At 33.4% G+C, this 21,901-nt stretch carries 18 protein-coding genes; 9 read left to right on the forward strand and 9 right to left on the reverse strand.

Annotated features, from left to right (window positions below; translation table 11 throughout):
* Positions 1-3: 3 nt before the first annotated feature.
* Positions 4-864 (reverse strand): CPBP family intramembrane glutamic endopeptidase, encoded by an 861-nt coding sequence (locus GXM16_RS00455; RefSeq protein ID WP_163391658.1) that lies wholly within the window; start codon positions 862-864, stop codon positions 4-6.
* A gap of 77 nt (positions 865-941) precedes the next feature.
* Positions 942-1,739: a helix-turn-helix transcriptional regulator gene (locus GXM16_RS00460; RefSeq protein ID WP_163391659.1), complete on the reverse strand. Its 798-nt coding sequence runs from the start codon at positions 1,737-1,739 to the stop codon at positions 942-944.
* 241 nt (positions 1,740-1,980) lie between these two features.
* Here GXM16_RS00460 and GXM16_RS00465 point away from each other — a divergent pair, with 241 nt between their 5' ends.
* The 5 genes from GXM16_RS00465 to GXM16_RS00485 all read left to right on the forward strand — a co-directional run bounded on the left by GXM16_RS00465 (position 1,981) and on the right by GXM16_RS00485 (position 11,136).
* Complete coding sequence (locus GXM16_RS00465) at positions 1,981-3,177, forward strand: C1 family peptidase (protein ID WP_163391660.1); 1,197 nt, start codon at positions 1,981-1,983, stop codon at positions 3,175-3,177.
* A 163-nt stretch (positions 3,178-3,340) separates the two neighbouring features.
* A complete protein-coding gene (locus tag GXM16_RS00470; protein ID WP_163391661.1) occupies positions 3,341-4,066 on the forward strand; it encodes a metallophosphoesterase family protein in 726 nt (241 codons plus the stop codon).
* 42 nt (positions 4,067-4,108) lie between these two features.
* Positions 4,109-4,639 carry a DUF6646 family protein gene (locus GXM16_RS00475; protein WP_163391662.1) on the forward strand — a complete coding sequence of 177 codons (531 nt, stop codon included), beginning with the start codon at positions 4,109-4,111 and terminating at the stop codon, positions 4,637-4,639.
* A 446-nt stretch (positions 4,640-5,085) separates the two neighbouring features.
* Entirely contained in the window at positions 5,086-7,920 is a 2,835-nt protein-coding gene (locus GXM16_RS00480; RefSeq protein WP_163391664.1) for a pectate lyase family protein, read from the forward strand.
* Between the two features lie 459 nt (positions 7,921-8,379).
* Positions 8,380-11,136 (forward strand): pectate lyase family protein, encoded by a 2,757-nt coding sequence (locus GXM16_RS00485; RefSeq protein WP_163391666.1) that lies wholly within the window; start codon positions 8,380-8,382, stop codon positions 11,134-11,136.
* A 75-nt stretch (positions 11,137-11,211) separates the two neighbouring features.
* On the opposite strand, the gene amaB is transcribed toward GXM16_RS00485, so the two are convergent.
* Both amaB and GXM16_RS00495 read right to left on the reverse strand, forming a co-directional pair.
* Positions 11,212-12,765 (reverse strand): L-piperidine-6-carboxylate dehydrogenase, encoded by a 1,554-nt coding sequence (gene amaB / locus GXM16_RS00490; protein ID WP_163391668.1) that lies wholly within the window; start codon positions 12,763-12,765, stop codon positions 11,212-11,214.
* A gap of 84 nt (positions 12,766-12,849) precedes the next feature.
* Positions 12,850-13,449, reverse strand: a complete 600-nt coding sequence (locus GXM16_RS00495; protein ID WP_163391670.1) for a hypothetical protein — start codon at positions 13,447-13,449, stop codon at positions 12,850-12,852.
* Between the two features lie 118 nt (positions 13,450-13,567).
* On the opposite strand from GXM16_RS00495, the gene GXM16_RS00500 reads away from it, so the two are divergent.
* Genes GXM16_RS00500 through GXM16_RS00510 form a run of 3 tightly spaced genes read left to right on the forward strand, consistent with a single transcriptional unit; the run spans position 13,568 to position 16,447 of the window.
* Positions 13,568-14,521 (forward strand): MBL fold metallo-hydrolase, encoded by a 954-nt coding sequence (locus tag GXM16_RS00500; RefSeq protein ID WP_163391672.1) that lies wholly within the window; start codon positions 13,568-13,570, stop codon positions 14,519-14,521.
* Positions 14,522-14,574: 53 nt separating this feature from the next.
* Positions 14,575-15,732 (forward strand): aminotransferase class I/II-fold pyridoxal phosphate-dependent enzyme, encoded by a 1,158-nt coding sequence (locus GXM16_RS00505; protein ID WP_163391674.1) that lies wholly within the window; start codon positions 14,575-14,577, stop codon positions 15,730-15,732.
* Positions 15,704-16,447 (forward strand): aspartyl/asparaginyl beta-hydroxylase domain-containing protein, encoded by a 744-nt coding sequence (locus GXM16_RS00510; RefSeq protein WP_163391676.1) that lies wholly within the window; start codon positions 15,704-15,706, stop codon positions 16,445-16,447. The genes GXM16_RS00505 and GXM16_RS00510 overlap by 29 nt, the downstream gene beginning before the upstream one ends.
* Here the strand turns inward: GXM16_RS00510 and GXM16_RS00515 are convergent.
* Genes GXM16_RS00515 through GXM16_RS00535 form a run of 5 tightly spaced genes read right to left on the reverse strand, consistent with a single transcriptional unit; the run spans position 16,431 to position 19,731 of the window.
* A complete protein-coding gene (locus tag GXM16_RS00515; RefSeq protein WP_163391678.1) occupies positions 16,431-17,066 on the reverse strand; it encodes a GNAT family N-acetyltransferase in 636 nt (211 codons plus the stop codon). The genes GXM16_RS00510 and GXM16_RS00515 overlap by 17 nt on opposite strands.
* A 1-nt stretch (position 17,067) precedes the next feature.
* Positions 17,068-17,691, reverse strand: a complete 624-nt coding sequence (locus tag GXM16_RS00520) for a glycosyltransferase family 2 protein (protein WP_163391680.1) — start codon at positions 17,689-17,691, stop codon at positions 17,068-17,070.
* 1 nt (position 17,692) lies between these two features.
* A complete protein-coding gene (locus GXM16_RS00525) occupies positions 17,693-18,454 on the reverse strand; it encodes an SDR family NAD(P)-dependent oxidoreductase (RefSeq protein WP_163391682.1) in 762 nt (253 codons plus the stop codon).
* A gap of 2 nt (positions 18,455-18,456) precedes the next feature.
* On the reverse strand, positions 18,457-19,506 hold the full coding sequence (locus GXM16_RS00530) for a 3-oxoacyl-ACP synthase III family protein (RefSeq protein ID WP_163391684.1): 1,050 nt from the start codon (positions 19,504-19,506) through the stop codon (positions 18,457-18,459).
* On the reverse strand, positions 19,507-19,731 hold the full coding sequence (locus tag GXM16_RS00535; protein WP_163391686.1) for an acyl carrier protein: 225 nt from the start codon (positions 19,729-19,731) through the stop codon (positions 19,507-19,509).
* A gap of 193 nt (positions 19,732-19,924) precedes the next feature.
* On the opposite strand from GXM16_RS00535, the gene GXM16_RS00540 reads away from it, so the two are divergent.
* Positions 19,925-21,826 (forward strand): glycosyltransferase family 39 protein, encoded by a 1,902-nt coding sequence (locus tag GXM16_RS00540; RefSeq protein ID WP_163391688.1) that lies wholly within the window; start codon positions 19,925-19,927, stop codon positions 21,824-21,826.
* The last annotated feature ends 75 nt before the right edge of the window (positions 21,827-21,901 follow it).

The raw sequence follows: 21,901 nt of genomic DNA on the forward strand, positions 1-21,901 counted from the left end.
CATTTATCTTTTCCAGTATGGCTTAATAATTTGGTTGTTTTTATGAATTAAAATTAAGAATAGAATTGTTCCGAGTGCACAGAAAATAATAGCCTGAATGGATCCTTCTGGTCCAAATTCACCGCCGGTAATAATTTCAGGGCCTTGTATTTTGGATTCAAATAAGCTGTTTGTTTTTTCGTTTCCGGATGTGATGGCACCATAAATTCCCGATTGTGTAAAGTTCCATGCAAAGTGTAAAGCAATTGGAAGCCATAAATTACGACTGTAAATAAAAGAAGCTCCAAATAAAAATCCTGCTGTAATTATGCATATTGTTGACAGTAAGGTACAGTGAGGATTTGCCAGATGAAAAATGCCGAACAGGACCGATGAGACAGTGAGAGCAAAAAAGCTCCCAAGTTTTTCTTCCAAAATTCTGAATATAATTCCGCGTACCAATATTTCTTCAATAATAGCTACTGTAAACATGATCGCAAAAGGAATCATAATAAAGGAAACAGGATTGATATTGGCAATGCTATAATAACCATTTATATACATTACTAAAATAGTAAGCGATTGTAAAATGAAACTTATTAAGATACCGAGAGATATATTTTTGATAATTCCTTTTGTCGCAAATTCCGTTATGATTCTTTTGTCATATTTTTTAAAAAACAAAATATAGCTGAAAATGCAGGCTGATGAAACTAAAAGTCCTTTGAGAAGGTTTCTGTAGTCTTTATCCAGAGGAGTTAATGCAAGTAATTTTGAGGTAATTTGCTGTCCAATTATAACAACTGCCATAAAAACAAGCAAAGCAAGTGTTATCTTGGTTACCGGCGATTTAAATATTTTTTGTTTTGTAGTAAGGGTTTTCATTCAGATTTGGTTTAAATATTAATTTGAAGCAAATGTAGATTGCAGCAAAGCCAAAAAATAGAATGAAATTTGCCTTCTTATAATTTTTGAAATTGTCTGGGTAAAAAACCAGTTTGATTCTTGAAAGTTCTGATAAAATGGCTTTGATCAGCAAAACCGCATTCGAGACTAATTTCGGTTAAATTGCTATGACAGGACTGAATAAGAGAAATGGATCGGTCTATTTTAATGCGGCGCATGTATTCACCCAATGTACAGCCAAAATATTTCGGAAAATGTTTGGATATTGTAATAGGATTAAGGTGTAAAACCTGTGCCAAATCTTTCAGATTCGGGTTTTGGTTCCAGCAGTCATTTAATAATTCATTTAAGCTTTTTACCCAATACGGTCCCTTTTCAAATCGTTCTAAATGATTATGCGTTTGAAATAATTGAGAAAAAAGCATCGTTATGTTGTCGCTTGAAAAAGTATCTGCAGTAAGGGTTTCTTTAAAAATTTTCAGAATTAAAAATTTTGTAAGTGCAGTATTTTTAATAGACTTTTCGATTATCGCTTCATTAATATGAAGTTCTTTTAAAATGTTTTCTTCGATTTCGATATTGATGTTTTTTGAAGGAAAAAGCGTATTTTGATTTAAATGCAGTTCGTCACTATGATAAAATAGTAATGAACCTGCACCAACTGTTTCACTAAAGTTCTTTCTTTTTTCTGTTGTTCCTCCTTTCAGAAAAAGCGTAATGTGAGCATTATTGTGCGAATGCCAGCCTTCGTAAACCTTATTTTGATATTCAGTTTCGACAACTGCAATGCCTTGATTATTATTGAAAATGTTTTTGGTATTGCCTAAATATTTTTCTTTTTCGAGTTCGTACATTCGTCGATGGTTGATGTATTTTAAGCATTAAAAATACTATTTATTAAGAAAATAAAATATTTAATAAAGTATTCTTTCAAATATCGATTGCTTTTGCAGTATTTGTAGGTTTTGGATGCTTAATAAAAACATTGTATAAATATTAACTCAAAAATAATAGTTTTTTTACTTATTATTTAATTGATTTGTAACAAAAATAAAATAAGAGTTACTAATTAGGCAACTATTAAATCATTTGATTATGTATAAAATTACAATGAAGTCAATTTTTGCTGCGTCTGTTTTTTTGGCAGGTGTCAGTGGGGGTTTCGCACAAGACATTTTAGTCAATTCACTAAAGTTAAATGCAAGTGATAAAAGCAAGGAAAACTTTAAATTTACTGAAGTAATTAATTTAGGGACTACTTCAGTAAAATTGCAGGGTTCTTCAGGAACTTGCTGGAGTTATTCTACCAATTCATTTTTAGAATCTGAAATGATCCGTTTAGGAAAACAGCCGGTTGAATTATCCCAGATTTTTTCTGCAAGGAATGTATATGTTGAAAAAGGAAAAAATTATGTACGTATGCATGGTGCAGTAACTTTGGGTGACGGAGGTTCTTTGCACGATGTAATTAACATGTATAAAAAATATGGAACTTTACCCAGAGAAGTCTACACTGGACTTAACTACGGAACAGATAAAAATAAATTTGCAGAAATGGCGGCTCTTATTGAAGGAGTTTTGACAGCCGTTGTTAAAAATCCAAATGGTGAATTAACCCCAAACTGGGAAAAAGCATATGCTTCTGTTATAGACTCTTATTTAGGGAAAGTTCCGGATAATTTTACTTTTAAAGGAAAAAGTTATACACCACAAAGTTTTGCAAAAGAAGTAGTGGGAATTAATCCTGATGACTATGTAGAAATGTCATCATTTACGAGTGCCCCGTATTATCAAAAAACATTATTAGCAGTGCCGGATAACTGGTCATTTGATCAGGTTTATAATGTAAAAGTAAACGATATGACTGATGTTATAGATAATGCTTTGAAGAAAGGTTACACTGTGGCCTGGGCGACAGACGTAAGCGAAAAAAGTTTCAGTTGGAAAAATGGTGTTGCATATGTTGCTACAAAAAAATATGATGATATGACAGCTGAAGAAAAGGCCGACATGTTCAACGGACCAAAAGCAGAGCCTGAAATTACTCCTGAAATGCGTCAGGCTGCTTTTGATAACTATCAGACTACAGACGATCATGGAATGCATATTATTGGCCTTGCAAAAGATCAGACGGGGAAAGAATATTATATCGTAAAAAATTCTTGGGGAGAAACAAATGACTATAAAGGTTTCTTGTTTGTGACTAAAAATTTCGTAAAATATAAAACAACCGCCTTAATGGTTAATAAAGGCGGAATTCCATCAGAGATTGCAAAAAAACTAGGAGTTTAATTTTATAAAATTTTAATTATCCTGACAGGACTTATAAGCAATATGTTTTTGAGATTTGTCGGGATTTTTGTTGTTATTTTGGCAATATATATTAGATTAATAAGTTAATTTGTAAAACAGGTCATGTCTATATTTTTTGTAACAGAAATAAATTAATTGAAAAATGAGAACATTTGTTATAGGTGACATTCATGGAGGCTTACTTGCATTAGAGCAGGTCATGAAAAGAGCTGAAGTTACTGAAAAAGATACTCTAATATTTCTTGGAGATTACGTTGACGGATGGAGTCAGTCTCCTCAGGTAATTGATTATTTGATAGGTCTTCAGAGTAAGCAAAACTGCATTTGTATCAGAGGAAATCACGACGAGCTATTATTAGAATGGCTTAAAAATGCAAAAAATAATGAACTTTGGTACCAACATGGCGGAGAAGCTACAGTTTTGGCTTATGAAAAATTAAATAAAGGTGAGAAACAAGTACATATTGATTTTTTAGAGTCATTGGAGGATTATCATCTGGATGAACAAAACCGTTTATTTGTTCATGCCGGTTTTACAAACTTAAATGGCGTTGGTTATGAATACTTTCCAAAATTATTTTACTGGGACAGGACTTTGTGGGAAACAGCACTATCCTTAGATCAGGGTATAAAAAAAGACGATTTGTATTATCCGAAAAGGTTTACATTGTACAATGAAATTTTTATTGGTCATACACCAGTCAGCCGTATTGGAGAAACTGTTCCTGTGAACAAAGCCTGTGTTTGGAATATTGATACCGGAGCTGCCTTTAAGGGGCCTTTGACAATAATGAATGTTGACACAAAAGAGTTTTGGCAAAGTGAGCCTTTAAATGAATTGTATTCTAATGAAAGAGGAAGAAATTAAGTTCCAATATTCTATTTTTATATTTTAAAAAATTAAAGATTTATGAAAAATATTATGATACTATTATTCGTGGCATCCATTGGGATTGTGCAGGCACAGCAGGCTTTTAAAGGGAAAGGAGATACTAAAATTAATATTGGGGCCAACATACAGGATGGTGGGTCAGGCATTCAGGGTTCAGTTGATTTTGGTTTGGCGGAAAATTTTTCTTATGGTTTTGTTGCTTCTTATTTGTTGGGAGTGAATGAATTTTCAGGTTTTTATAATGGTGGAACAACGCAGTATACTAATGAAAAGCCTGATTTTAAGGATCGCTTCGATGCCAAATTCAGAATTAATGCCAATATAGGAAACGTCTTAAATGTTGACGAAAAGCTGGATGTTTATCCAGGTTTAAGTTTAGGTTTGAAAAATTTTGGTGGTCATGTGGGAGGGCGTTATTTTTTTACTGATGGATTTGGAGTATTTACTGAATTAGGATTTCCAATTGCAAAATATAGTGATGATAATGATCTGTTCGATGATTTAAATAATCAGGTCACTTTTAGTTTAGGCGCTTCTTTTAATTTGTAAAGAAGAGATATACAAGTAAAATTTTTTAAAGAGCGATGATTTGAATCTTCAAATTGTCGCTTTTTTTTATTTTTTAAAATTAAAATAATTTATGTTTTCTCTTTTTAAAATAAAACAATTAAGAGAGAATAATTTATTTGAAAATTTTTGAATTTGGATATTCCTAAATAAGAATATTCTGTTGTTTTGGTTGTAGTCATTCTGAAAATTCCGTTATCTGTTTTTATGAATTTATTTTTTCTTATAAACGCAATGTTTATAAGGGTTTTTGTTAGTTTTAAACTATAACGTTATAGTTGTATTATTGATTTATTTTGGGAATATTTTTTTCATTATGTGTATTTTTAATAGATATTTTTTTGTGATTAGAAAAAAATATCTATTTTAGTGTAATCGATTACATTTTTCGATGGCTTAAAACTATCTATTCACTTAAACCACTATTTATGAAAAGAATTTTACTTTACATGGCTTTGCTATTAGTTTTTCTACAACTTCAAGCGCAAACCATTACAAAATCCTCAGGATGGCTTGAATCAGCTTTTGTAGAATGGTCACCTGTAGCGGGAGCCGACAGTTATAATGTTTATTATACTGGTGGAGGAGAAACAAACAAAAAAATTGACGAGCAGCTGATTCGTAGTTATGGAACCTATTTTCGGGCAGATGTGCCTGGTATAGCAGCAGGAAGCTATGCCTTAACAGTAAAGCCGGTTACGGCAAGCGTAGAAGGGACTGGAACAACAATATCTGGTCTGACTGTTATTGCTCATGACCGTAATGGTTTCGCTTTTGATGGCGGTCGTGTTCCGGGGGGATATAAGACTGATGGTACACCTAAGACAGGAGCTGTGATTTTGTATATTACTCAAAATACTAAGAATACTATTGCTTTTAATATTGTCACCAGTAGTAAAGGAGCTGTTACAAATTATGTTGGACTCCAGAATATTTTGTATGGTATTAAAAAAGGATATGATACCCGACCATTTATTATTCGTTTGATTGGTAATATTACTGATATGAGCGTAATGGAAGGTGGCGATATTACTATTGAAAATGCAAATAATGCAAGTAGCTATCTTACATTAGAAGGTGTAGGAAATGATGCTGTGGTAAACGGAATGGGGGTTCGCCTTAAATCAGCATCGAATATTGAGATTAGTAATCTTGGCTTTATGAACTGCAATAGTACAGCCGGTGATAATATAGGTATGCAGCAGGATAATGACCATATTTGGGTTCATAATAATGATTTGTTTTATGGAAATGCAGGTAGTGATGCGGATCAAATAAAAGGTGATGGAGCATTAGATAATAAAAACTCAACTTATATCACATTATCTTATAATCATTTTTGGGATAGTGGAAAAGCAAGCCTCCTGGGACTGAGTGAAGGAACAACCACTGGATTGTATATTACTTACCATCACAACTGGTTTGATCATTCAGATTCTCGCCATCCACGTGTTCGTTACTACTCTGCCCATATTTACAACAATTATTACGATGGTAATGCTAAATATGGAGCGGGCTCAACTTCGGGATCTTCCTTATTTATTGAGGGTAATTATTTCCGCAACAGCAAAAATCCAATGATGACTTCCATGCAGGGTACTGATATATGGAGTAGTAGCAAGCAGGCAAATGATGCGGCAAATCAGGGTACGTTTTCAGGAGAGGCCGGAGGAACTATTAAAGCTTTCAATAATACATTTGATGCCGATATTGCCACAAATAGCATGCGTTTTGTAGCTTATGGCGATACCAATCCTTTATATAATATTGCAGGAAAAATTAGCTCAACATCTGATTTTGATGCTTATTTGGCTACAAGCAGGGATGAAGTTGTTCCGGCTACGGTAACTTCAAAATCGGGAGGAAATACATATAATAATTTTGATACCAATGCAGCCTTATATGTCAAAAATCTGACAATAGATTCTCCTGCTGATGCTAAAACGAAGGTTGTTCAATATGCAGGCCGTGTTTCGGGAGGGGATTTGAAATGGGCATTTAATAATTCTGTTGATGATACTTCATACCTGGTAATTTCGGCATTGAAGACTTCGCTTACAAATTATGTTTCAAAAATGGTTGCTGTTCAGGGCGAAACAGTAGCTCCAGGAAATCAAACCTTAGCAGCAACAACAAACAACAATAATCAAACAGTATCTAGTGGTACTGCAATTAGCAATATTGTATTCACTTGGGGTGGAGATGCTTCAGACGCATCTGTAACAGGATTGCCAAATGGAATCACTGCTACAAAAAATACTGCTGCTAAAACGTTAACTCTTTCAGGAATACCTACTGAAACTATGGAGTATACAGTTTCGACTACAGGAAGTGCAGGGACTTCTGCTTCAGATTCCGGAACAATTACAATGCTGCCTCCAAGCAGCCAGGTTCTTACTTCAACTAGTAATAATAATAGTCAGACAATAACTTTGGGTGCAGCTATTGCTCCGATTGTTTTAACATGGAGCGGGGATGCGCTAGATGCGGAAGCAGGTACTTTGCCTGCTGGGCTTAATGTTGTAAAAGATGTAATAGCAAAAACAATTACAATTTCTGGTACGCCAACTGCTACAGGTTCAGTAACGTTTACGGTAATGACTTCGGGTAATGTAGGAACTCCGGTTGCTGTATCGGGAACAATTACTGTTAATGCAGTTTCTGTTGGTGATCAAATACATAATTTTACCGCTACATATACTTTAGTGAATAATTTTTATACTATTACAGGAAATCTATCTGATAGTAAAGGAACTGTTTCTTATAATGGATTGACATTAACTAAAGGTTTAAAAATAGAATCATCAGCCGGTGTTGTTAGCTATACTACGACTCAAGAGAGTACTTTGACCTTAGTTTTTGCAGAAGCGGGTGCAAGGATTAAAATTGATGGTATATCCAGAACAGCTTCTTCAGGAATTATTTCCTTAACCCTTGCTGCAGGAAATCATACACTAAGCAGGGATTCTGGAACTACAACATTGTACTATGTCAAGACTTCATATCCGACATTGGGTTTAGAAGATAATGTTCAGGCTCTAAAACTAGCAGTATATCCTAATCCTGTTTCGGATCAATTGTATTTATCTTCAGAAGGGCAAAAAGTAAATGGTATTATGATTTATAATATGTTTGGTGCGTTGGTGAAAAATGTTTCAAATGAGGCTGATGCTTTGGATGTAAGCGATCTTGCTACGGGGAATTATGTAGTAAGGGTAACTACAGATCAGGGTACTTTTACAAAGAAAATTATTAAAAAATAATTAGTATTGAAAATTCTTAAAGGGCTTCCAATTGGGGGCCTTTTTTTATTATTTGCTATTACCGATTGTAATACAATAATGAAATTTTTAAACTTATTTAATTAATTAATTTTGAATTATAATTTTTTTCTTACACATTTAGGATTATTTAACATATTCAAATGTATAAAAACAAAAATGATTATTTAAGTTATTTTATGTTAATTCTAATTTTGAAAATGTATCTAAACCTTAGCAAAATAAGGAACTTTAAAAAAGGTGTAATTTATTACATTTTGTGCAACAAATTACATTTTAATTGTTTAAAGAATTAAATTATTGATTAATGTGTTTTTTTAATATCAAATTTTTATGAATAATATAATTTTATTTATTTTTACGTAATCGATTACACTTAATTTTAATTCGATAAAAAAATAAAAACCACTTAATAATAACTATCAATTAACCAAACCACAAATGAGAAAAAAACTATTTTTTTTGGCCGTTTTGTTTGTATCAATGCAAACATGGTCGCAGCAAATTAATGAATCAGCCGGCTGGCTGGAATCAGTGTTTGTAAAATGGCAGCCTGTCAGTAATGCCCAAACTTACAATGTTTATTATACGGGAAACGGTTTTACAGATAAAAAAATTGACAATCAGTTAATCCGTAGCTATGGTTCTTACTATCGTGCTGATATTCCAGGGCTAAAAGCAGGCGCTTATATTGTAAAAATTAAACCGGTTATTTCTGGTGTTGAAGGAACTGGTACAACAACCGGAACTTTAACCGTTTTGGCGCATGATCGTAACGGATTTGCCTTTGATGGGGGTAGGATTCCGGGAGGGTACAAAGCTGATGGAACTCCGAAAGACAACGCCGTGATTCTTTATATTACAAAGAATACCAAAAACACTATTTCAATGGATATTACCGGAGCCAGCTCCAATCCGTGTGTAGGACTTCAAAATATTTTGTATGCTATTAAAAAAGGAAAAGATACACGTCCGTTTATCATTCGACTACTTGGTAATATTACGGATATGTCTGTTATGGAAGGCGGGGATATCGTAATTGAAAATGCTAACAATGCTTCAAGTTATCTTACACTGGAAGGTATTGGAAATGATGCTGTTGCTAATGGTTGGGGGGTTCGCCTAAAATCAGCATCAAATATTGAAATCAGCAATATCGGGTTTATGAACTGTAACAGTACAGCCGGTGATAATGTTGGGATGCAGCAAAATAACGATCACGTATGGGTTCATAACTGTGATATGTTCTATGGAGATGCAGGAAGCGATGCAGACCAGATCAAAGGAGATGGTGCATTGGATAATAAATCTTCAACATATATTACATTGTCGTATAATCACTTTTGGGATAGCGGTAAAGCCAGTCTTTTAGGTTTGAGTGAAGGAACGACAACTGGTTTGTATATTACATATCACCATAACTGGTTTGATCATTCTGATTCCCGTCACCCTCGTGTTCGTTATTATTCTGCACATATTTATAACAACTACTATGATGGAAATTCAAAATACGGAGCCGGATCTACATTAGGTTCTTCTTTATTCATAGAAGGAAATGTTTTCAGAAATTGTAAATATCCGATGCTTACTTCTAAACAGGGTACAGATATTTTTTATGATTCTGAAGGTACTTTTTCTGGTGAAGCAGGAGGAACTATCAAAGCTTTTAATAACTTTATGACTGGTCAGACACGTTATATTCCGTATAACACAACAAATTACCCTGTTGAGTTTGATGCTATTGAAGCTACAACAAGAGGAGAAGTTATCAGCAGCAGTATTAAATCAAAACTGGGTGGCAATAGTTACAATAACTTTGATACCAATGCTGCATTGTATGTTAAAAATCTGGTTATCGATCAGCCGGCAGTCGCACAAACTAAGGTAACGCAATATTCCGGTCGTGTTTCGGGAGGAGATTTAAAATGGACTTTTGACAATGCTGTAGATGATGCATCTTCGACTGTAATTACAGCATTAAAATCGGCTCTAACAAATTATACGGGAACATTGGTTTCAGTACAGGGTGAAACAAATGTTGTAAGCAATCAGACTCTTTCTTCAACAAACAATAACAATCAGACTGTAACAAGTGGAACTGCAATTAGTTCAATCGTTTTTACCTGGGGTGGAGGTGCAACAGATGCTACAGTAACAGGATTACCGGTATCAGGAATTACTTTTGTAAAAAATACCACGGCGAAAACTATTACGATTACAGGAACCCCAACAGCAACAGTTTCTTATTCTATTGCTACTACAGGAACAGGAACAGCAGCCACAGGATCGGGAACCATTACAGTTACATCAGCAAGTGCTCAAACCCTTACTTCAACTGCCAATAATAATCAAAGTGTGACAACTGGTACAGCTATTAGTACAATTGTTTTTACCTGGGGCGGAAGTGCAACAGATGCTACAGTAACAGGGTTACCGGCATCAGGAATTACTTTTGTAAAAAATACAACAGCAAAAACTATTACGATTACAGGAACGCCTACAGCAACTGTTTCTTATTCGATTGCTACAGCGGGAACAGGAACAGTAGCTACAGGATCCGGAACAATTACAGTTACAGGTAATTCAGCCGGAAACCAGATTCATAATTTTACAGCTTCAGGAAAAACGAGTACATTTTACGCCATTACCGGAAATATGAATTCGACTGCAGGTTCTGTAACCTATGCCGGACTAACATTGACAGCCCGTTTAAAAATTGAGTCCAGTACATCTATTGCATACACGACAACTGCTGCTTCGACACTAACATTGGTATTCGATTCTAATTTTACTGGAACAATAAAAGTAAATAATGTGTCTTATACTGCCGTTGCAGGAGTTGTTACGGTATCACTTCCTGCAGGGAATAATACAATAACAAAAGGTTCTGTTGCAAATCTGTATTACATCAGGACCTCTTATAATACTACAGCACGTATGTCGGCAAACAGTTTAGTTGAAGAAGAAGCGGCTTCTGCAAAACTGACCTTATATCCAAATCCTGTTTTAAGTGAACTGAATATTGATTCTGATAAAGCAATTCAAAAAGTAGAAGTGTATAATTTAACAGGAGCATTGGTAAATGCACAACAAGGAAATAATAATAGTATTGACATGAGTAATCTTGCCAATGGAAGCTATTTGGTAAAAGTTTATACTGAAACGAACGTCACTGCAAAAATTATAATTAAAAAATAATAAACCAGCTAACTAACCATTATTCAAAGCAAAAGGCTTCCTAAATTTTGGAAGCCTTTTGTGTATTTAATTATTTTACAAATCAAATTTAATTCCTTGTGCCAAAGGCAAACTCGTAGTATAGTTAATCGTATTGGTCTGACGTCTCATATAGATTTTCCATGCATCTGAACCTGACTCCCTGCCTCCTCCGGTTTCTTTCTCACCGCCAAAAGCGCCTCCAATTTCAGCCCCTGAAGTTCCTATATTAACATTTGCAATACCGCAATCAGAACCTACAACAGATAAAAACCTTTCTGCTTCACGCAAGTTATTTGTCATAATGGCTGATGATAACCCTTGTGCAACGCCATTTTGGTAATCAATTGCATTATCTACATCACCGTAATATTTTATCAGATATAAAACCGGAGCAAACGTTTCGTGCTGCACGATTTCGAATACATTTTCTGCTTCGGCAATAGCAGGTTTTACATAACACCCGCTTTCATAACCCTCGCCGGAGAGTACGCCGCCTTCCACTAAAATTGTTCCTCCTTCCGCAACAACTCTGTTTAAAGCTTTTGCATACATTTCTACAGCATGAATATCAATTAGCGGCCCAACATGATTGTTTTCGTCAAGTGGATTTCCTATTCGTAACTGTTTGTAAGCAGCAACCAGAGCTTCTTTTACTTTATCATAAATACTTTCATGAATAATCAATCTTCGGGTTGAGGTACAGCGTTGTCCGGCAGTTCCAACGGCACCAAAAACAGCACCGATGACGGTCATCTTAATATCCGCATCAGGAGTTACAATAATAGCATTGTTTCCACCTAATTCCAATAACGATTTGCCTAAACGTCCGGCAACTGCCTGAGCTACTATTTTTCCCATTCGGGTAGACCCGGTGGCAGAAATTAAAGGAATTCGGGTATCGGCAGTCATTAATTCGCCAATAGTAAAATCACCATTTACAAGACATGAAATTCCTTCAGGTAAATTATTTTCTTTAATAACCTGGGCGATTATATTTTGACAGGCAATTCCGCAAAGAGGTGTTTTTTCCGAAGGTTTCCAGACACATACATCGCCACAAATCCATGCTAAAGCGGTGTTCCAGGACCAGACCGCAACCGGAAAATTAAAGGCAGAAATGATCCCGACAATCCCTAACGAATGATACTGTTCGTACATGCGATGTCCGGGTCTTTCAGAGTGCATCGTTAAACCGTGCAACTGGCGTGACAAACCAACTGCAAAATCACAGATATCAATCATTTCCTGCACTTCTCCGTAGCCTTCCTGTAGTGATTTACCCATCTCATAAGAAACTAATTTTCCAAGGGCTTCCTTATTTTGACGTAATTTTTCTCCAAACTGACGCACAATTTCTCCGCGTTGAGGTGCAGGAATTAAACGAAATGTTTTAAAAGCTTCTGTCGCAAACTGCATTACTCTTTCATAATCTTCAACTGTAGACATTTTTACGGATGCAATCAATTTTCCGTCAACCGGAGAATAGCTGTCTAAAATTTCTCCTGATGAAAAACTTTCTATTCCCGTAGATGTTCCTTCATTTATAAATTTGATGCCCAGTTTTTCCAGAGCTTCATTTATTCCAAATTGAGATGCTATTGTTGTCATTTTAACTTTTTAGGTTTAAATTGTGATATTTTAATGTAAAGATATTGTTTTAAGATTTAATTTTTATTATCTATAAAAATCAAATCATTTTCTTTTTATAATTATTATCAAAAGAATGAACAAAAGAAAACTTAACAGAGATAGACCGTAAATTATTTTGTCCTTAGTTTTTAATTTTTCTTCAAAAGAATTTTTCACCAAGTCAATCTGATATTGAATGTGGTTTTGAAATTTTATTATCCTTATTTCTCCCTTGTTCTTAATGTAATTTTTATGCAGTTTTTCTAAAGTTACAAACTCTTTTTCATCTACATTGCTTAATAAATTAGTTCGGGAACAAATGGAACAATTAAGAGTGTAATTATTACTTTTAGCATAAATTAAATATTCTTCACCAATTAAAAAAGGAAAATCACAAGAACCACCATCTGTAAACAAAATAGTTCTGTTTTTTCTTTCTTCAAAAATTTCTTCTTTGTAAGATTTGTTTATTGTGATAGTGAAAGAATATAGTTTTTCTCCATAATTTCCATACAATAAGCTGTCAACTTTAATAATTTTTGCTGTAAAAATTTCGCTGGCAAGTTCCCAATTCTTTTCAATTGATGGCTTTTCAGAACAGTCACATGAATAACTATTTGGAATTACTAAACTTAAAAGTAAGAATAGGAATAATTTTTTCATTAGGCAGTAATTTTTTTTTAATTGAAAAGTAAATTTAGATTATTAAACAGGATTTTCAGGAATCAGCATAAATTAATTGCCTGCAATTGATGAAATTTGTAATAACAAATGTTTCATTATGAAAACTATAAAATTGCTTTTAGCTTGTTTGATTTCATTGAGTTCATTATCCCAAAAAGTTCATAAAGCAGCTTTTCAGGTTGTTCCTTTAGGAGTCAGGGGCGGAATTGACGAAAAAAACCTGTCAGCCTATTTAGTAGCACCTATGAACACCAAAGATTATATCTGTCTGGATGCCGGAACCATTAATGCCGGAATCGAAAAAGCCGTTGAAAATAAAGTATTCAGAGTTTCAGCAAGTGAGGTGCTGCGAAAATACATTAAGGGATATTTGATTTCACATGCACATTTAGATCATGTTTCGGGTTTAATCATCAATTCTCCTGCAGATTCTTCAAAAACAGTTTATGCTACCAGTAATTGTATGGAGATGATGCAAAACCATTATTTTAATGACAAAACGTGGGCAAATTTTGGAGATCAGGGAGTGGGTTTTCCATTGAAAAAATATCATTTTCAGACTTTGAATGTTAATGATGAAACGCCAATTACAAATACTGAAATGACAGTAAAAGCTTTTTCCTTAAGCCATGTCAATCCTTATGAAAGCACAGCTTTTTTAATTAGAAATAATGATAACTATGTTTTATATCTGGGAGATACAGGTCCGGATGCAGTAGAGAAAAGCAATAATTTACAGGAGTTGTGGACAGCAATTGCTCCAATAATACAAAGTAAACAATTAAAAGGCATTTTTATAGAAGTTTCATTCCCAAATGAGCAGCCGGATCAGTTTTTATTTGGGCATCTGACTCCAAAATATTTGATGGATGAACTTCATAAATTAGAAGAATTAATTGGTGAAAATTCTTTGAACGGATTTAAAATAGTAATTACGCATTTGAAACCGCCTTCCAACAATATTGTGAAAATTAAAGAACAGTTGAGAAAACAAAATGGTTTGGGACTTAAACTTATTTTTCCTGAGCAAGGGAAAAGTTTTGAATTGTAATTTTTAGAATTTATTATATTTTCGTTTTTTTAAACTCTTAAAGGTAAATCCACATGAAACAAATTAGTTTTTATATTCCTGATTTAAATGAAAATTCAGGTAGATATGTAGACAAAGCCTTAACCTCGGGAAAGAGTTTGTTCAGGGGAGAATTTCATGAAAAATGTACACATTATTTTAATACACTATTTTTTCCGTCAAAATCTTATTTGGTATCATCCTGTACTGATGCTATTTGTATGGCTCTGATAATTCTCGAATTGCAGCAACAAGATGAAGTAATTATTTCGTCATATACTTTTGTAACCGTTGCAAACGCAATTAAAAACAGGGGTTGCCATATAAAACTTGCTGATACAATTGCAAATAGTCCTTATATGGATTTGCAATCTGTTAAAAAGTTGATAACCCCAAGGACAAGAGTTGTAATAGATATGTATTATGGCGGAATTGTGTCTGAAGAAAATGTAAAGATTCGTAAATTCTGCCAGGAGAATAATCTTTTTTATATTGCAGACGCTGCACATTTGATTATTTCTGAAGAAACAGTACAGACTATTATCGAAATTGCAGATATAACGGTTTTTTCTTTTCATGAGACAAAAGTCTTAAATTGTGGTCAGGGAGGTTTAATGGTCTTAAACAGCAGTTTGATAAATCATAGTGCTGATGAAGTTTACAATCACGGAACAGATAAAGACTTAGTGAAAATAACCCAAAAAAAGTTTTATGAGTGGACTAATGAAGGGCTTGAATTTAATCTTAACGAAATTTCATGCGCTTTGCTATGGGGTCAGATTGAGGGTTCAAAAAAAACAGTGGACAATCTTAAAAAAAATGTTTCAAAATATAATGACCGTTTAAAAGTATTAAAAGATAAAGGGAAAATTCAAAACTGGACAGAATTAAATCAAACATCATTTTGTCCTACTATCATGTATTTGGTGTTAGATTCAGCTGAGAACTGCACCAGCCTGAAAGAACATTTGGCCCACAAAAAAATAGATACCAGGCAACATTATTATCCATTGCATCAATCACAGTATTATCGCAATAAATCAGGGAAACAAGATAGCTGTAATAATGCTTCACATTTATATGACCGGTTGCTCAGACTGCCTCTTTTTAGTTTACTTTCAGAAGACGATGTGATAACCATTTGTAATACTATTTTAACATTTTATGAAGCAAAAAATTCAGCTTTGGTTTAATGATTTAGACCCCACTGCCAAATATTTTGGTGATGAACCGCCAATTATCAATGTTGACAATTATCCGGAAGTGATTGATATTAAAAAAAATCTTGGAATTCTATATGATGAATTAAAACAGTTTCTTCTGGTTAATGAAATGGATCCCTATTTTAATACTTCATTAGTAAATAATGAAAAAGACTGGAAAACTATTGGACTAAAAGTATGGGGAATTCCACTACGCAAAAAAGCGAAAAAGTTTCCCCTGACGAATGCTCTTTTAAAACAACATACAAGTATTTTAACTTTTTCATTTAATAAACTAGAACCTCATAGTGTCATAAAACCACATTCAGGAGATTGTAATGGAACGATAAGAATTCACATTGGTTTGGATGTTCCGGAAGCCCTTCCAATGTGTGGGTTTAAGGTAAAAGGAGTTGAACAGCCGTGGGAAAATGGAGAAGCTTTTGGTTTTATTGATGCTTTTGAACACGAATCCTGGAACAGGACCAGCTCTCCAAGATATATTATCTTACTTGATATAATAAGACCCGAATTGAAAAAGTGGAAAAACTATATTTGTTTCAGGGTTTTAATGAGTCTGCTGCTTCAAAAAATTGTGTATGTTTTTCCTTTTTTGTTAAAGAGCCCGGACTGGTTTAAGAAAAGTATTTTTGTGTTGCTGGGATTGCCAAAATATATTCTCTCAATTTTTAGTAGTGAGAAATAATTTTAAAATCCGCTCCCAAATCGATATTTTCTTCTTTCAGTATTGTTTGAATGAAGTGATCAGTTTCAGTTTTTTCGAAATGAAATTCTATAGTGTCAGTAATTTTTAATGCTTTTGGAAATTTTGAAAAGGCATTAAAAAAGTCATTTTTTTTCAATGAATATATACTGTAAACCGGATGTTCTTCTTTTAATACATAACCTATCGATTTATTGAAATTGATTGCATTATCATTATTATTTAAAACCCTGACAATGTTTTCCCTGAGGTTGAAATTAAATCCGCAAGTGGTAAATAAAAGAGAGATTAATATAGGATAACCGGTTCCGTAAATTGTACTGTCTATTAGAAATATACCGCTGTTGTAACTGATTTTTTGCTGCCAGTCGATGTTGTCAGAATAAATAAGGCCAATCGGTTTGTGTTCGATTTTGCATATAAAAAATAATTTATTTTTGCTGACAACATCTTCAAACCATTTCTCCTGCTCATCAGAAGTAATATGCTCCCGATAAATCATTTTGTTCTGAATTGTTTCAAGATTTCTCCAATTCCGGATCTGTTCTATATGATGATGCTTGATGCTTTCAAGTTCAATGTTTTTATATCGTATAATCATCTTAAAATGTTTGCTTCAGGTATTTCAAATAGTCTTTGATTTTATATCTCGATTTCTTCAACAACGATTTTCTGTGTAGCATATCAAAATATCCAATAGAGGGAGAAAGTTTTGCTAATTTTTTATCTATAAGTTTATTTGAAATGCCGGAATCAATTAACTTTTCATTTATTACCTGTGTCCAGATTCTAAAAGATGATTTTGATTTATTTGAATTTCGAAGGAGTTTCCGGACTACTTTCCTCCAAATATCTTCCTGAATTTTTATAAATCGGGCATAGACCAAATCTTTTTCTGATGTTATGAGATAATCTTGCATTTTTCGGATCATTTCAGGATTGTGCTGGCCGTCATCATCCATAGTAACTATAAATTTGCCTTTAGCCATTGTACAACCGTGATAAGTAGCCTGATGCTGACCATAATTTTGATCTAATTTAAGTATTTTAACATACTCAAATTCTTTCTCCAGATCGTATAGAATCATTTTTTCATCTAAACTGTTGTCATCGTCGACCAGAATTATCTCGTATGAAATCTCATCCAATGAAAGTTTCAACTCAGCTAATACAGTTTTTAAAACTGAAGATGACTTGTAGCATGGTATGATGACAGAAATTTCCAATTTACAAAGTGCCTAAATGCAAGCCTCCATCAAGAACAATATTATTTCCTGTCATCCAGCGCGACTGGTCGCTAAGCAGAAAAGCACATAAATTGGCAACATCTTTTGGATAACCAACTCCCAAAGGATATTTATCCAAATGTTTGTTCATGGTATCTTCAGAGATATTGTCAACTGCTTCATCAAATAAAGGAGTTTTTACCATTCCCGGAGAAATGGAATTTGCCCTTATTCTTTTATTTGAAAATTCTAACGCCACATTTCTCACATAAGCCTCTAAAGCAGCTTTAGAAGAACTGTAAAGTGTGCCTCCTAAATGAGGGAACTGACTTGAAATTGAGGAAATAAAAACCAATGAACCATTGTCTTTTATTTTTCTTTGTTTTAAAAGTAAACTGACAATTATCGCTGTAGCATAAAAATTAGTATGCATCATAGAATCGATTTTTTTCCAATTGATGAAAGATGCAGGGAAAGGTTCTATTTTACCTGAAGAGATCACTACTCCATCCACAGCAATAATTTTACCCGTCAGGTCTGCAACTGCTTTTTCGTCTGTTAAATCCAGGGAAAAAAAATCAAATGTAGAATTCGCAGATAATGAAAAACACTTTTTTTGTGTCTCTTTAAGGTTTTCAATATTCCTTCCTAATAAAATTAGACTGGCGCCATCTTCAGCCAGACGATAAGCCGTTTCTCTTCCAATACCGGATGATGCTCCTGTTATTAAAAAAGTTTTATTTCGGAAGTCGTAAGTTTTCATGACTATAATTCAATTAAATCAAGTATTTCCACATTATGGGTTTGCAAAATTACATTTGCCCATGACAAACCAACGCCAAATCCGCTAAATAATAACGTTTTATTTTGGTATGAACGCTGTTTTAAATTTACTACAAGAGTTAAAGGTATTGAGGCAGAACTCGTATTGCCAAAATTCTCAAGCGAGTAAGGAACTTTTTCTTTTTCGACTTTGCATTTGATACGAATGGTTTCGTTCATAATCTTGTTTGCCTGATGCATGATCCAGTAATCAATATTTTCAAAACTCATATTGCTGTCTGCCAAAAGATTTTTTATAGAAGCAGGAACCTGATTTACAGAAAAATAAAAGACTTCTTCTCCATTGAGTTTTAAATTAAGTTTATTTCTCGTTATTCCTGCAGAAATTTCTTCATCTGCTAATTGGTCCGTGCTAAAAGGTTCTCTGCAATGTCCACCGGCAATCATAATGTTTTCTGCTCCGCTTCCATCGCTTCCTAATTCAAATTTCCAGCTTTGCTGGTTTTCTTTCCATTCAATTGCAGTTGCAGAACCGGCATCACCAAAAAGTGGATAAGTACTTTTATCTTTTGGATTTAAACAAAATGATGAAATATCACCGGCCAGTAAAAGTCCTTTTTTAATTTGACCATTCGTCATAAAGGAAGCCATAATCGAAAGCCCGTAAGCATATCCTGAACATCCTAAAGGTACATCAAAACAAATGCATGATTTTGATAATCCAAGTCTTTCCTGTAAAAGGATAGAGGTAGAGGGGATGATATAGTCCCTTGATTGAGAGATGAATATCAGTATTTCAATTTCTTCCTTCTTCCAGTTCAGCTTTTTGATAAGTTTTTCTGCAGCTTCAAAACACAAATCAGAGCACAAATGATTTACAGATTTTCTTCTTTTGCTGACGCCGGTTGTTTTAATAAACAAATCCCGTTCTTTCTCCGAAGGAAATTCATACGATTCATTATACTCTTCATTAGAAGGTACGGCAACTGCAATTCCGCTTAATTCTAAGTTTTTGAAAGAAATTAAAGCCATTTATATGAAACTATATAACTCTTTAATAGAATTGCAATTTTTTAACTGATCTACTTTTACAGAAGTATCAAACTCTGTTTCCATGAGAGCCATAATTAATAATGCATTCATAGAATTCCAGCCATCCAGATCTTTTATGTTTGTTTCAGGAGTGATTTTATCCAGTTCAATTCCTTCAATGTTTTCAGCTAGCACCTTCATTAAATCTTCAATTGTGGGCTTCATTTCTATTTTTATTAAATTTATTGTATTAAATTAAGCTTTCATTTTGACAAATATAGTATTAAGTAGCATAAAAAATTATTCTATAATCTAACTTTTATAAATTCGACAGGATCAAATGAAGTTAGTAGAAACAAATTGGATTAATGAGTAAAAATAATTTTAGTTTTACAGCCTGAAAATAATTTTTAGCATAATGAAGAACATTGTTTCATTTAAATACAATTTTGTATTCATAATTTTAATTGTAACTACAATACTGTATTTTAATTCGTTGTCTAATAATTTTAATATTGACGATCGCTTATATTATACGGACGAGCTGATCAACAAAGATATAAGTGAAGCCATAAAAATTATTTTTACAGAGCCTTCATTCACTCAGGCTGACGGACTCAGACATGAATACAGACCTGTTTCTAAATTATTATTTTATCTGGAAGTAAAAATATTTGGTATAAATCCCTTTGTTTCGCATACCATAAGTTTACTTTTTTTCCAAAGTTTTCTGCTGTTGCTATGGTATTTTATAAAAAGGGTTGTTCAGTCTAAAGATTCTTTTTTAGCTGAAGCCTCCATATTGCTTTTGGCAGTGCATCCTTTGTCGACAGAAATTGTGTGCAGCAGTAAGGCCAGAGAGGAATTGTATGTCGTTCTTTTTGGTTTAATAGCTGTAATTTCGTTGTTTAAACATCTGCGAACAAAAAAGAAAGCTTATTTGGTTTCCTTGTTTCTCTGTTTTGTTCTGGCAATTTTGTCCAAGAAAACGGGTATTTTGTTATTAATTACTCTTCCGCTACTTTTTTATATGTGGTCAGAAGAATTCAAAATCAAAAACGCAATAGTCTTTGCCGGGCTGCTATTTCTTGCGGGGTATTTTACGATATTTATTCATGATAAATTAGAATCCGGCGACCGCATACTGCTTTTTGCTGAAAACCCGCTTATTGCTGAAAATGTTACTTTGGCAGAAAGAACCAAAACCGGTTTTCATGTCATTGGAAAGTATATTACAACTATTTTATATCCGGGCCATTTGTCCTCTTATTACGGCTATCCGCTGTTTGATATAGTTAAAAATGTTACCTGTCATTTTTTTATTGGCTTGCTGTTTTTTATTATTGGAATTCCTGCTGGAATTTATCTGTTTCTTAAAAGAAAAAAATTTGGCTTTTTTCTGTTGGCCAGTTTAATTATCCTTTTTAGTTTTTCGAATATACCAGAGTTATTGCCAGGGGTTTTTGCAGACAGGTTTGGTTTTATTATTCTGCTTTTTATGGCTCCGATATTGGTTAAATTGGTGATAATTAGTTTTTTAATTTTTAAAGGATCAAGCAATCTAAAATATTATCTAATAATTGTGCCGGCATTATTGTTAAGCTTGCTGAGCTATAAAAGAAGTCTGGAATGGAAAGATTCAGAGACATTATTTGAAGCAGATCTTAAATCTTATCCGGAAAATTATAAATTACTGTTAGAATTGGGGAATTTTTATTTTGAAAAATCACTAGCTGAAAACGATTTTAACGAAAAGGAAAAATCACTTATTTTAGGGAAGAAATATTATGAAAGATATGCAAAGATTCCTTTTGACAACCATGCGATAAAATCAAATTTGGCTGTAATAAATTGTATGCTGGGTAAAGAAGCAGAGTGTAATGATGTTATTTCAGTCAGCTTGTCCAATAGAGAAAAAGAGCAGTATTTAATGTATTTACATGAATATTTTTTTAATAAAAATGACACTTTAAAAGCAATACAATATCTGGAGAAAGTTTTGGTATTTAATCCTGATTATCAAAAAGGGTATGAAACATTAAATCGTCTTTATTTTAAATCCGGGTATAGGCAAAAGGGAATAGCAATTCTTTCAAAGTTTATTTCAAAATATCCCGAGTCTCCGTTAGGATATGCTGAGATGGCTAATTATTTGTTAACGCAAAAGGATACTCTCAATGCATTACCTTACATTGAAAAAGCAGCTATCAGGAAACCTTATAATCCGGGGGTATTATCTTTTTTGATTGATTACTATCAAAAAAAGGGTAATCATGCCAAGGCTGGTTATTACAATTCGATGCTGTCAGAAAGGGAGTAAATTGCCTAAAGTTTTTTCTTATAAATAGTTGATTATCATGTAATAATTTATTGTTTTTAACTAAAATTTAAGTTT

The organism is Flavobacterium limi (genome assembly GCF_010645075.1).
GTDB classification, from domain to species: domain Bacteria; phylum Bacteroidota; class Bacteroidia; order Flavobacteriales; family Flavobacteriaceae; genus Flavobacterium; species Flavobacterium limi.